The organism is uncultured Nitratireductor sp. (assembly GCF_913053745.1).
In the GTDB taxonomy this organism is placed as follows: Bacteria; Pseudomonadota; Alphaproteobacteria; order Rhizobiales; family Rhizobiaceae; genus Nitratireductor.
The window spans coordinates 1-12271 of the sequence record NZ_CAJXGF010000011.1 but is presented as its reverse complement, the minus strand read 5'-3'; the positions used below and the strand labels follow the sequence as shown (position 1 = coordinate 12271).

Annotated in this window: 15 protein-coding genes and 1 riboswitch; of the genes, 6 read left to right on the top strand and 9 right to left on the bottom strand. The window is 60.2% G+C overall.

What is annotated here, in order from left to right; translation table 11 throughout:
* Positions 1-29: 29 nt before the first annotated feature.
* Positions 30-818 carry a 1-acyl-sn-glycerol-3-phosphate acyltransferase gene (locus QZ638_RS03295; RefSeq protein ID WP_295806821.1) on the top strand — a complete coding sequence of 263 codons (789 nt, stop codon included), beginning with the start codon at positions 30-32 and terminating at the stop codon, positions 816-818.
* Positions 819-827: 9 nt separating this feature from the next.
* Here the strand turns inward: QZ638_RS03295 and QZ638_RS03290 are convergent, their stop codons facing one another.
* On the bottom strand, positions 828-1361 hold the full coding sequence (locus QZ638_RS03290) for a gamma-glutamylcyclotransferase (protein WP_295806819.1): 534 nt from the start codon (positions 1359-1361) through the stop codon (positions 828-830).
* A 75-nt stretch (positions 1362-1436) separates the two neighbouring features.
* Here QZ638_RS03290 and QZ638_RS03285 point away from each other — a divergent pair, with 75 nt between their 5' ends.
* On the top strand, positions 1437-2432 hold the full coding sequence (locus QZ638_RS03285) for a DUF2125 domain-containing protein (RefSeq protein ID WP_295806818.1): 996 nt from the start codon (positions 1437-1439) through the stop codon (positions 2430-2432).
* A gap of 3 nt (positions 2433-2435) precedes the next feature.
* On the opposite strand, the gene QZ638_RS03280 is transcribed toward QZ638_RS03285, so the two are convergent.
* Positions 2436-3371 carry a prephenate/arogenate dehydrogenase family protein gene (locus tag QZ638_RS03280; RefSeq protein WP_295806815.1) on the bottom strand — a complete coding sequence of 312 codons (936 nt, stop codon included), beginning with the start codon at positions 3369-3371 and terminating at the stop codon, positions 2436-2438.
* Positions 3372-3374: 3 nt separating this feature from the next.
* Positions 3375-4475 (bottom strand): histidinol-phosphate transaminase, encoded by a 1101-nt coding sequence (hisC, locus tag QZ638_RS03275; protein WP_295806813.1) that lies wholly within the window; start codon positions 4473-4475, stop codon positions 3375-3377.
* 119 nt (positions 4476-4594) lie between these two features.
* Positions 4595-4672, top strand: a riboswitch (SAM riboswitch).
* 53 nt (positions 4673-4725) lie between these two features.
* Here hisC and metA point away from each other — a divergent pair.
* Entirely contained in the window at positions 4726-5649 is a 924-nt protein-coding gene (gene metA / locus QZ638_RS03270; RefSeq protein ID WP_295806811.1) for a homoserine O-succinyltransferase, read from the top strand.
* Between the two features lie 4 nt (positions 5650-5653).
* Here the strand turns inward: metA and QZ638_RS03265 are convergent, their stop codons facing one another.
* From QZ638_RS03265 to QZ638_RS03255, 3 genes are all read right to left on the bottom strand, one after another.
* Entirely contained in the window at positions 5654-5986 is a 333-nt protein-coding gene (locus tag QZ638_RS03265) for a DUF1330 domain-containing protein (RefSeq protein ID WP_295806809.1), read from the bottom strand.
* 66 nt (positions 5987-6052) lie between these two features.
* Positions 6053-7138 (bottom strand): nitronate monooxygenase, encoded by a 1086-nt coding sequence (locus QZ638_RS03260; RefSeq protein WP_295806804.1) that lies wholly within the window; start codon positions 7136-7138, stop codon positions 6053-6055.
* A gap of 3 nt (positions 7139-7141) precedes the next feature.
* Positions 7142-7906, bottom strand: a complete 765-nt coding sequence (locus QZ638_RS03255) for a class I SAM-dependent methyltransferase (RefSeq protein ID WP_295806800.1) — start codon at positions 7904-7906, stop codon at positions 7142-7144.
* 104 nt (positions 7907-8010) lie between these two features.
* On the opposite strand from QZ638_RS03255, the gene gloB reads away from it, so the two are divergent.
* Positions 8011-8778: a hydroxyacylglutathione hydrolase gene (gene gloB / locus QZ638_RS03250; RefSeq protein WP_295806797.1), complete on the top strand. Its 768-nt coding sequence runs from the start codon at positions 8011-8013 to the stop codon at positions 8776-8778.
* An 11-nt stretch (positions 8779-8789) separates the two neighbouring features.
* Here the strand turns inward: gloB and QZ638_RS03245 are convergent, their stop codons facing one another.
* Together QZ638_RS03245 and QZ638_RS03240 are read right to left on the bottom strand one after the other, a co-directional pair.
* A complete protein-coding gene (locus QZ638_RS03245; RefSeq protein ID WP_295806795.1) occupies positions 8790-9680 on the bottom strand; it encodes an EamA family transporter in 891 nt (296 codons plus the stop codon).
* Between the two features lie 26 nt (positions 9681-9706).
* The gene (locus QZ638_RS03240; RefSeq protein WP_295806794.1) at positions 9707-10471 is read right to left on the bottom strand and encodes a DUF3108 domain-containing protein; all 765 of its coding nucleotides are present in this window, start codon (positions 10469-10471) and stop codon (positions 9707-9709) included.
* Between the two features lie 256 nt (positions 10472-10727).
* Between QZ638_RS03240 and rpmB the strand changes: the two genes are divergently transcribed.
* Both rpmB and QZ638_RS03230 read left to right on the top strand, forming a co-directional pair.
* Entirely contained in the window at positions 10728-11024 is a 297-nt protein-coding gene (gene rpmB / locus QZ638_RS03235) for a 50S ribosomal protein L28 (RefSeq protein WP_295806793.1), read from the top strand.
* 146 nt (positions 11025-11170) lie between these two features.
* Positions 11171-11803 (top strand): queuosine precursor transporter, encoded by a 633-nt coding sequence (locus tag QZ638_RS03230; protein ID WP_295806788.1) that lies wholly within the window; start codon positions 11171-11173, stop codon positions 11801-11803.
* Between the two features lie 2 nt (positions 11804-11805).
* Here QZ638_RS03230 and QZ638_RS03225 read toward each other — a convergent pair whose 3' ends face one another.
* Positions 11806-12270 carry a MarR family transcriptional regulator gene (locus tag QZ638_RS03225; protein WP_295806786.1) on the bottom strand — a complete coding sequence of 155 codons (465 nt, stop codon included), beginning with the start codon at positions 12268-12270 and terminating at the stop codon, positions 11806-11808.
* Position 12271: the final 1 nt, after the last annotated feature.

Here is a 12271-nt window from a genome sequence, read left to right as displayed (position 1 = left end):
CCTCGGATGACACCGAACGGGCCATCTTCATGCTCTTTATCCGCTCCGCCGTTTTCAATGCCGTCTTTTACCTGAACCTGATTGTTCAGATGCTGTTCTGGACACCGATCTTCTTCTTGTTGCCCCGAAAGAAAGCTTGGTTCGTCCCAAAATTCTGGGCCGCCTCAAGCCTCTGGTTGCAGAAGGTGATCACCGGCGCCCGCTCGGAAATAACAGGCCTGGAGAACCTCCCGGACGGTCCGTGTATCATTGCGCCGAAGCATCAGTCCTTCTGGGACACGATCGCCTTTCTGCCGAATATTCCTGACGCGCTTTACATCCTGAAACGCGAACTGGTCTGGATCCCTTTCTTCGGCTGGTATGTAGCCAAGATGCGCATGATCCCGATCAATCGCGGAAGCCGCACCAAAGCGCTGAAACAGGCGGTCAAATCAGCCCATGAATTGATGAAGGATAACCGTCAGCTCATCATCTACCCGGAAGGCACACGCCGTCCGCCGGGCGCCGAACCGGCTTACAAATATGGCATCGTCGAGCTCTACGCGCAGCTCGGCGTTCCCGTGGTGCCTGTTGCACACGCCGCGGGACTTTTCTGGCCGCGTCGCAAATTTCTTCGCCACCCAGGGGTCATCCGCGCGAAATTTCTGCCACCCATCGAACCCGGCCTTTCGCGTGAAGCGTTTCAGACGCGGCTGATGAACGAGACGGAGGCTGCCTGCGATGAAATGCTGGTGGAAGCAGCAACCTCTGCCAATCCGCCCCCGTTGCCCGAAACCGCCCGCAACCGCTTGAGGCAGTTGGGCATTCCGAAGCATTAGCGCGAAGACCTAGAGAGTGTCGCCCGCTTTAGCGATACGGGCGGCCACGGCTTCCAGCCAGTGATCGCGAATGCTGAGTGCCTTCAGGTGCTCGACCGTGTTGCGTACATAATCGACATTCGGTCCCGATTGCCCCGCCGACGCACTGACCTGTTGCGCGGCGTGTTCAACATCGAGCCTGCCTGCGTACTGGTCATGGCTGCGATCGACCACGTAGGTGAGCGCCGTCACCAGAGCGCCATCTTCCAGACGAATGCCGACCCGGCGCTCTCGATAGACGTTCGTGACGAGCTCGCGTTCGCGCAGATAGGCGACCACCTCTCCCTCGAGGTCCCCCGGCACGCGAAAGGCGAGACCAAGGCACGAACCACCCCGGTCGAGCCCCAGAACCAACCCCGGCCGGTCGGGCGTGCCGCGATGCACATGCGAATGGATGCACAATGCGCGACGATATCCGTGCAACCTGGCTTTGCGGGTCTCCACATGCGCGAAACCCGGTCGCCACATCAGCGATCCATAGCCAAAGACCCAAAAATCGTCCATATCGCCTGCCCAATGCTTGAAAGGGTGTTGCCGTGTCGTCATCACTGGAGACGAACGGGTTAACCGGAGGACCTTATGCCGTCAAGAAAACGCGCCAAACGCAGCTTCAGCCGTCGCTTCTTCCTGTTCGCGCTCTTCATCGTTCTGGCAATCCTGGCCTATACAGTTGGCTGGTTCTATGCCGCCGATACGCTGGAACAGCGCACCATCACAGCGATAGAGGATCTCAACCTCGGTCACCAGCGGGTCAATTGCGAGGAGCCGACGGCGCGCGGCTACCCGTTCCGGATAGGTTTGTTCTGCCGGAGCATCTTTTTCGAGGATGCCGAGAACGGCGTGTCCGTCAGCGCCGGCGCCTTCCGTTCCGCCGCACAGGTTTATCAGCCAATGCGCACGGTCGGCGAGTTGGACGCTCCGGCCCGCATCGCCACTCCCTATTTGCCGGCCATCGAAGCCGATTGGGACAATATGCGCATCAGTGCGCACCTGACGGCAAGCCTGCCCGAACGCATCTCAAGCCAGGCAAAAAAGGTCGTGCTGACACTGGACGACGATGCCCGGCAACCCATCGCGCGCGCCGAAAGCATTCAGGCACACACCCGCCAGAACGGAGCGGATCTGGATATCGCCCTCATCGCGCAGGGCCTGTCGATCGATCCCACGCTGACAAGGGACGCCGCGATGCCGGCCCTCGACGGTGAGTTGCTCGTTACGTTGAACGATGGCGTGGCGTTGGTCGGTAATGCCGCGCCGGGATTGAGCGGCCGTTCGGGCACCATCGAAAATCTCAACATAAAGGCGGCGGAAGGCGGCGCCGGGATCAGCCTCAACGGTCCGATCCGGATCGATAACAACGGGCTGGTCGATGCCGAGCTGCGCGTCACCGTCAATGAACCGCAGAAAATCGCGCAGCTCGTCGGGCAAATCTTCCCGGACAAACGCAACGAAATCGACGGGATAACGGCAGGGCTTGCCAATCTCGGTTCCGCTCCGACCCTGCCGGTCAATATCCGCCAGGGCCGTATCTTCGTTGGGTTTCTACCGCTCGGAAAATTGCCGCCGGTAAAGTAGGCTCTAGGTCTTTTCGGGATGTGCCAACGCGTGGCGGCCGAAGTCCGGCACGTCGATATCCTGCCCCGCTTCGATGATGGAGCGGCGGATCGCACGCGTGCGCTCGAACATTTCGAAAAGCTTTTCTCCATCGCCCCAGCGGATTGCGCGCTGAAGCGCCGAAAGATCTTCCGAAAAACGGGCCAGCATTTCCAGGATCGCATCGCTGTTGTGCAGGCACACGTCCCGCCACATAGTCGGGTCGGAGGCTGCCAGACGCGTGAAGTCGCGGAAACCGGAGGCCGAATACTTGATGACTTCCGATTTGGTAACAGCTTCCAGATCGTCGGCTGTGCCAACGATGTTGTAGGCTATGATGTGGGGCAGATGCGAAACAATGGCCAGCACCATGTCGTGATGCTCGGGATCCATCCTGTCGACCATGGCGCCACAACCTTCCCAGAAGGCGGTCAAGCGCGCGAGCGCGTCCGCATCCGTATCAGGCAGCGGGGTGAGAATACACCAGCGTCCTTCGAACAAATCGGCAAAACCTGCATCCGGGCCGGAATCCTCGGTGCCAGCGATGGGGTGGCCGGGAATAAAATGCACGTTGTCCGGCAGATGCGGCTGCATCTGCGCGATGACTGAAGCCTTGGTCGATCCGACGTCGGTGACGATCGCCCCCGGCTTGAGCCCCGGCGCAATGGCCTGCGCCATGGCAGCCGATGCGCCGACCGGTACAGAAACGATCACAAGATCCGCATCGCGCACCGCCTCGGCTGCATTCTGTTCATAGACGTCCCCCAGTTTCAGTTCACCCGCTCTCGCGAGCGTTTTGCCACTGCGGCTGGAGACCGCGACAGTGGTCGCCAGCCCGGCATGCTGGATGGCGCGCGCCAGTGACGAACCGATCAGGCCGATGCCGATCAGCGCGACCTTGTCGAAAAGTGGGTCGGACACAGTTCAGCCTTCCATGAATTCCTTGAGGGCGGCCACAACGCCGCGATTGGCCTCTTCCGGACCGATGGTCAGGCGCAGCGCATTGGGGAAACCGTAAGGCACGACCCGGCGCAGCACATAGCCGCGTGTTCCTAGAAAGGCATCCGCATCCGCCGCAGATTTTCCACCGTTTTCGGGGAAGTGGATCAGCAGGAAATTGCCGACACTCGGCGTGACGCGCAGGCCAAGTTTCACGAGTTCCTCAACCAGCCAGACGCTCCAGGTCTCGTTGTGCGCGATGGCGCGATCGATATGTCCCTTGTCTCGGATTGCCGCCGCCCCCGCTTCAATCGCCAGCGCGTTAACGTTGAAAGGTCCGCGTACACGGTTCACCGCATCCACCACATGGGCCGGTGCATACATCCAGCCGATGCGCAGCGCCGCCATGCCATGAATCTTCGAGAATGTGCGCGTCATTACGACGTTTTCGCTCGAAGAGACCAGCTCGATGCCGGATTCGTAATCGTTGCGACGCACATACTCGGCATAGGCGGCATCGAGCACGAGAAGCACATCCTTCGGCAGTCCTGCCTGCAGACGGCGCACCTCGTCAACCGGCAGGTAGGTGCCCGTCGGATTGTTCGGATTGGCGAGGAAAACGACACGCGTCTTCGGCGTCACCGCCGCCAGGATCGCATCCACATCCGCACGCTCGTTGTTTTCTTTCACCACCACCGGGGTGCCGCCGGCGGCCAGGGTCTGAATGCGGTAGACCAGAAAACCGTGTTCGGTGAAAATGCTTTCGTCACCCGGCTTGATATAGGTCTGCGCGAGCAGGCCCAGGAGCTCGTCGGACCCATTCGAGCACAGGATATTGGCCGGGTTCAGACCGTGCGTCTCCGCAATCGCATCACGCAGCTTGGACGCCGACCCGTCCGGATAAAGCTCCAGATGCCCCATGGCGTTGGAAATCGCTTCGACGGCCGCCGGCGACGGGCCGAGCGGGGACTCGTTCGAGGAAAGCTTCCACACCTTCGTCGCACCGGGAGCGCTCTCGCGGCCGGGCACATAAGCGGCAATATCCATGACACCGGGCTTCGGTTCGGGACGGACGGACATGCTCATTGACTGGTCCTGTGATTGGAAAACGGTTGACGGACCTCCCACCGCGCAAGGTGAAAATCCGTCCGTTGCTTTAGACCATGAGAGCGATTGACGCAAAGAAAACGCCACCTTAAATAGTAAGCTCCATTCGTGGTGATTTGGCCGGTCGGCTTGCAGCCACGTTAAACAACTCGCTAAAAGACCGAGCGAAGCAGAGTTTGCTGAGACCGGTCGCGATTTCGCCGCCGGTCTTTTTTGTTGGAGCAACGCAATGCCGATCAAGATTCCCGATCAGCTTCCAGCCCGCGACGTGCTTGTACGCGAGGGTGTGTCCGTCATGGACGAGAAAACAGCGCTGCGGCAGGACGTCCGGCCGCTGCAGATCGGGCTTCTCAACCTCATGCCCAACAAGATTCGCACTGAAACCCAGTTCGCCCGACTGATCGGTGCGTCCCCCCTCCAGGTGGAGCTGTCCCTTGTGCGCATCGGCAATCACCGCGCAAAGAACACACCGGAAGATCACCTTATCTCTTTCTACCAAACCTGGGAGGAGGTTCGCGCGCGCAAGTTCGATGGTTTCATCGTCACCGGCGCGCCGATCGAGCTTCTTCCATTCGAGGACGTCACCTACTGGAAGGAACTGGAGCAGATCTTCGAATGGACGGTGACCAACGTTCATTCCTCCTTCTACATTTGCTGGGGCGCGATGGCCGCTGCATGGCATTTCCATCGTGTTCCCAAATACACGCTGGACAGAAAAGCTTTCGGCGTCTTCCGGCATCGCAACAACGCACCCGCCTCGCCGTTCCTCGCCGGGTTTTCCGACGATTTCGCCATTCCCGTTTCACGCTGGACCGAGGTCCGCTCCACCGATATCCCTACAGATCGTGGGCTTCAGGTGCTGATGGAATCGGAAGTCACGGGACCCTGTCTTTTGACGGAGAAGACCGGCAACCGGCTCTATATGTTCAACCATATCGAGTACGATTCCACTTCGCTCAAGGAAGAATACGACCGCGATGTCGCATCGGGCATCGAGGTCGCTGTGCCTCACGGTTACTACCCTTCCGACGACCCCGGCCGACCGCCGCTCAATCGCTGGCGCTCGCACGCGCATTTGCTCTTCGGCAACTGGATCAACCAGGTCTATCAGTCCACGCCCTACGAGCTCGAGCATATCGGTGTGAGGGGTTAGCCGGTCACTCGCCGGCGTGAATGAGGACGTCGGTTGCCTTGTGGCCGGCATCGACACCGTCGAGCAACAGGATCTCGCCCTGCGAATTGTCGCTGCGCAGCTTCTTGATGGCCTGATAGGCCGAAGATGCGTACCAGGCATTCGCATGCTCACGATCGGGGAAAGCGATCACGATCAGATCGCCCCTCCAATCGCCCTCCTTCACCTCCGGTGAACCGCCATGAATGACGTAGTGACCGCCGAACGGCTCGAGCGTTTCGTCGATACGCTCGAGATATTCCACGAGGGCGGGTCCCATAACGACATTGCGAATATGGCCGACGGCATAAGCTGGCATGTGGATAATCCTTCTGTCTCAATCGATGTTCGAAGGCACTCTGCAACGCTTGCCGAATGAAACCAATTACCCCTGAGGTAAACGTCGCTCTCCCAGGAGCACTGCCGCATCACGGGCGAGCTTCACCGTCAGTTCGCCCGCTGGCATCGGGATTGCAAGGGGCGCCGCCTGTCCTGCCCAGAGTGGCGAAAAATCGCTCACACCGGCCTTTTCGGCCGCGGCGCGCAGTGGACCGATTGCGGCTGTCGCCAGGGGAAACTCTGGAGCCTCATCGCTCATCGGTCCAACATCGCTGACGAAACGGTTCAGCAGCCCCCGCGCAGGTCGGCCCGTGAAAACGTTGGTCAGGACCGTACGATCGTCGCGCGCCAATGCCAGCGCGTCGCGGTGGCCGGAGCCGGTCAGGGCTTCTGGCGACTGAAGATAGGCCGTGCCGACCTGAACTGCGGAAGCGCCGAGCATAAAACAGGCAGCGACCGCGCGACCATCGCAAACACCTCCGGCCGCGATAACCGGCACGGATACGGCGTCGACCACCTGCGGCACCAGAGCCAGTGTGCCGGGTTGCGTGGCAATGTCCGGTTCAAGGAAGACACCGCGATGCCCCCCGGCCTCCGCTCCTTGCGCGATGATGGCGTCGCAACCGTTCTCTTCCAGAAAACGGGCCTCTGCAACGGTCGTAGCGGATGCGACGATCTTCGCCCCAACCGCCCTGACACGTTTCATCAGCGCTTCGTCCGGCAGGCCGAAATGAAAGCTCACCACTTCGGGACGAAACTCCTCGACAATCGCGCAGCTTTCATCGTTGAAGGGGTTGCGCCCTCCACCGGGCGGCGCCGCATCGGGATCGATGCCGAACTCCGAGTAATAGGGCCGAAGCCGCTCGCGCCAGGCCGCTTCCCGTATGGCATCCGGTGCCGGCGGCACATGGCAGAAGAAATTGAGATTGACCGGTTTGTCGGTACGCTGCCGAATGACCCCCATCTCGGCGCGAATCTTTTCCGGTGTCAGCATGGCGCAAGGTAGCGATCCCAGTCCGCCTGCAGCGCTCACCGCAATGGCAAGTTCCGATCCGGCCGAACCCGCCATCGGCGCAAGGAGAATCGGAAGGTCGATACCGAAAAGGTCGGTAATTCGGCTGTCCATCGCCATGATTCAGTATTCCTTTCCCTGATTGCAGCGAACAGCACCGATCCGTGTCGCCCCCTGGGGCGACAGCACCGGCACGAAGACACGGCGCGATGCACGGGCCGCCACCGGCAAACCCTGATAAAGACGCTTTTCAGCTTCCACCACCAGAACACCTGCGAAAATCGGCCAGAACCGCCGTCCGGCCTGTTCCAGCAACCGGTGCAGGCGCAGAACGAAGCGCCGCTCCGAGGGTGGAAAATGAAGGGCATCGCCCCATGCGGTCGCGGTAAAGTTAGCCTCGCGCAACGCCTCGGCAAGCTGCGCACGTGAATAAGGACGGCCTGTCCCGAAAGGCGTATGCTCGAAGCGAGCCCACATGCCACGCCGGTTCGGCACGGCGATTATCAGACGTCCGCCCGGTGCCAAAACGCGCCATATTTCCAGGAGAGCCTGCTGCGGATTCTCCGCATGCTCCAGCGCATGAACCATCAGAATCCGGTCGACCGACGAATCGGGAAGCGGCAATTCCTCCTCGAACACCAGCGCTGTGGCGGAAGGCTGCCCCGTCGGCCAGGGCACCGCACCCTGCATGGCCGGCATGAATGCGAAGGTGCGTTCCGCATCGGCCCCGAACCGATCGAGCCAGGGCAGGGTGTAGCCAAGACCGACAAAACGCTCGCTGGTGCTTTTCGACCAGATGGAAGATAGCGCCATGGCGATGGAGCGCTCGGCCAGACGGCCAAGCAAGGAAGAATAGAAAGCTCGAAGCGCAACGATGTCCGAAATCATGATTGGGACGGTATCCCCCTTCCAGGACACCGGCAAGAATTGTCGCACCCTGCGTGACAAGCCGCCGCCCTGGCCCTATCGTCCGAGCGACAACGGAGAGATTCATGGCCCTGGAAATCGAACAGTTCATATGCCGGAGCGACAATTTCGGCATTCTGGCCCATGACACCGAGACGGGCGAAACCGCGCTGATCGACGCGCCGGAAGAGCGCGCCATACTGTCGGCGGTGGAGCGCACGGGCTGGCGTCCCACCATGATCCTGACCACCCATCATCATCCTGACCATGTGGAAGCCAATCTTTCCTTGAAGGAGCACTTCGGTCTTACAATTACCGGCCCGGCGGCGGAAGCCGACCGCATTCCCGGCATCGACCGGGCGGTGAGGGAAGGCGACACGGTTTCCATAGGCAAACACACGGCACAGGTGATCGAAACGCCGGGACATACAGCCGGACATGTGAGCTATTATTTTGCAGAGGCCAGCATAGCCTTCACAGCCGATACACTCTTTGCGCTCGGTTGTGGGCGTCTTTTCGAATGCAAACCGCCGGTAATGCTCGCTTCGTTGAAGAAATTAACCGCGCTTCCGCTCGAAACGGCAGTTTATTGCGGCCATGAGTACACGGAAACCAATGCTCGCTTCGCATTGACGGTGGACCCGACCAACTCGGTTCTCAAAGAGCGCGCAAAGGAAGTTTCCCGCCTGCGAAGCGAGGGCAAACCGACACTGCCGACCACCATCGGCGCGGAAATGGCAACCAACCCCTTCCTGCGCTGGCACGACCCGGTCATCCGCCGCAATCTCGGCATGGAAGATGCTAGCGACGAGGCCGTCTTTGCCGAGATCAGAAAGCGCAAGGATATTTCCTGAGTCACTCGAAGCTAAGCCGCTTCGCCGACGTGTTTCTTTCGCCGTTTGAGGATCATGTTTTTCGCCGCGAGCGCCGCGCCGAATGTGATCAAAAGGCAGGCCACAATGATGTTCGCGGTGGGTTCGGCCGCACCGGCAGCGATCAGAATAAGAGTGGAAAGCAGCGGGGCGGCATAGCTCGCCGCGCCCAAGACCTGAATGTTGCCGCGTTTGACGCCGAAATCCCACGCATAGAAAGCTGCTCCGACCGGCAACAGACCGAGACCGAGCACATTCAGCCACTCCGCCGATGAGACCGGCCAGACGGTTTCCTCCAGCAAGATGTGACAGAGCGCGGAAAGGACGGCGGTTGCTGCGCAGAACCACGTGACGACGCTTGTCGGAACCGCTTGATACCGCCTGGACAACAGCGAATAACCGGACCAGAAAAGCGCACAGGCTCCTGCCGCCATATAGCCCAGTGCATATCGGCTTTCGAAGGTGAAACCGCCGCCCTTGGTGATAATGAGCGCCGTGCCGGCAAGGCCGAGAAGCGCACCGGCGATGTGGTGCCAGCCCAGTCGCTCGCCCGGCATCAGTGCGGACCCCAGCACGATAAGCAGCGGCCAGAGATAGGCGATCAGGCTCGCTTCCACCGCTGGCGCGTTGCGCAACGCCGTGAAGTAGAAGAAGTGATAACCGAACAGCCCTGAAATGCCGATCAGCCAGACCGCCGGCGGGATGGAAACGGAGGGCGCCGAGGTCGGCGCAGCCACGCGTATGATGAGGCCGATCAGTGTCGCTACCGAAAAAGAAAGTGCGGAGAGGAGAAACGGCGGCACCGTTCCCGACCCGGCAGTGAAGAGCGCCAGAAGCGCCCACATAACAACCGCCGAAAAACCAACCAGAGTGGCGCGCGCCAAATTTCTCTCCCGGCGCACTCGCGCGCTTACTCGACCGGATGGCCCTGAATATGAACCGTGCCGATCTTGGTTCCGATTCGCGCTTCGACAGGCGTGTGGTGACCACGCGCGCCAAGCGGCCTGAAGGCAACCAATATACGAGCTTTATCGCGCAGGAAAGCGATGGTCGAACGCCCCTTGCGGTAACCCGACACGGGAATGAAACGTGCCTTGCAGGTGATCAGGTCCTTACCGATCCGCTCGCCGCGCTCCGCCGGCGAAAAAGCGATATCGGCGCGCATTTCGCCATCGAACACCTTGAAGCGACGATTGCAGACTTCCTCCGCATCGGCCGTTGGGGACAACAGGGCGGAGAGGGGATCGAGCGCCCCCGCGAGATCCTTTTTCGTCACCGCGACCCAGTCCTTGGCGCGCTTTTTGGGTTTGGGTGTTATCACCGTTTCGGAGACCCGCCCCCGGGCAAAGCGAATGGAGGTCGTTTCACGTTTTCTGCCACTGGTATAAGCCAATTCGTAGGAAGACGGCACCACGGATTGGCCTGAGAGCCGTCCTTTCGATGTCACCGTTCCGTCGGTCTTGTCGAACAAGCGGGCGACACCGGCACTGGCAAAGCGGCCGGACACCTCGAAATCGCTTTCTTCCAATCGGCTCGTGAAATCGGCTTTTCCAATGGGGATGCCAAACAGGGAAGCACTGTAGCGAAGACGATGGATTTCGCTGTCCGCATGGGCAGCGCCGGCCAACCCGACCAGCGTAATTGCGAGACAGAGACGATATGCAGCGGGCCGCATCACGGGCGGTATCCTCCAGCGAGGCCGGAAAGCCGACAATGTCCCTCCCCTTGCGTAGAGAAGAATAATACGGCATTTCTTTGAAAAATGGCCATGGAGATTGTCCGAACGTCGGCGCTGGGCGCTTGACCCACACGCCAAATATCTCTATGGAACGGCAACTTTTTCCATAAGGCCGCCAATGACCGACCGCGCGCCGCCAATTTCAGGTGCGGCAGTGGGGTATGGACGGGCCAAGACGATGAAGGTTTGAAACATGTCCCGCGCCTGCGAATTGACCGGCAAAGCCGTTATGACCGGCAACAATGTGAGCCACGCGAACAACAAGACGCGTCGTCGCTTTCTGCCGAATCTGTGCCACGTGACGCTGCAGTCCGAGACCCTCGGCCAGAATGTGCGTTTGCGCGTTTCCGCAAATGCCCTGCGTACCGTGGAGCATCGCGGCGGTCTCGACGCATTCCTCGTTAAGGCGAAGATTGGCGAACTGTCCCAGCGCGCTCGTCTGCTCAAGAAGCAGATCGAGAAGAAGATCGCTGAACAGGCCGCTGCTTGATTGGTGATTGCTCCGGCATAGCCGGAGGCAGTGCTCGACAAGATCATGGCCTGCCATGGCCGTGCACCGGATGAGCAAGGCTTTCGCCTTCTTTCCGAGCATGTACTGATGGCGGGCTTTCTGGTTCCATCACCCAGGTTAAAAAAATGAACCGTCTTTATGCGATCTGGCCTTTCATGGCCGCCATGGCGTTGATCGTCACCGCTTCGAATTTTCTCGTCCAGTATCCGTTCCAACATTTCGGCCTTGGCGACCTGCTCACCTGGGGTGCCTTCACCTATCCGGTGGCTTTCCTCATCAATGACCTGACGAATCGCCGTTTCGGCCCGATCGCCGCGCGGCGCGTTGTATTTTCCGGCTTTGTGCTGGCCGCGATACTCTCGATCTGGCTTGCCAGCCCTCGCATCGCCATTGCCTCGGGCGCGGCATTCCTTTTTGCGCAGCTGTTCGACGTAGCCGTTTTCGACCGGCTGCGGGGCAACGCATGGTGGCATGCCCCACTGATCTCGACACTGTTCGGCTCCGTCCTCGATACCGTTCTGTTCTTCTCGCTGGCGTTTGCCGCCAATTTCGCCTTCCTCGATACCGCGTTCGGTCTTGAAGACGGGTCGTTGGCTTTCCCGGTTTCGCTGTTCGGCACCGGGATCGAAGCACCATTATGGCTTTCTCTGGCGCTTGGGGATTTTGCGGTAAAAATCCTGATCGGCCTGGCCATGCTTGTGCCCTATGGCGCATTGCTCGCCACACAGCGCGCCGGCCCCGCCTATGATCGCGGATAGGTTTAGCCCTCGGCGAGCTTTGCCAAAAGGCGCAGGAACGTAGCGGTTTCACGCGGTGTGAGTGGGGCGAGCGTTTCCTCGCTTACCTCCAGCGCCTCCGGCAACAGCGCTTCGATCAGATCCCTGCCGCTCTCACTCAGGCTGACCACAAGCCGGCGCCGGTCGCGCCCATGAGGTTCGAGCGCGACGAGTGCGCGCGCCTTCAACCGGTCGATAACGCCCTTAATAGTGGCCGCGTCCATTGCCACCAACTGGCCGAGCTGGTTCTGAGATGTCGCGCCCACTTCATAGAGTTTGGCAAGAGCTGCGAACTGGGGTGGGGTCAGATCGCTGATCCGGGCTGCGAAAATCGCCAGATGGCGCTGATTGGCCTTGCGCAGCACAAAGCCGACCTGTTCGCTCAAATCGTAAGCATCGGCCGACTTGCCGCCGGCCAGAACCTTGAGCTTGTTGTGCTCCACGCTCATC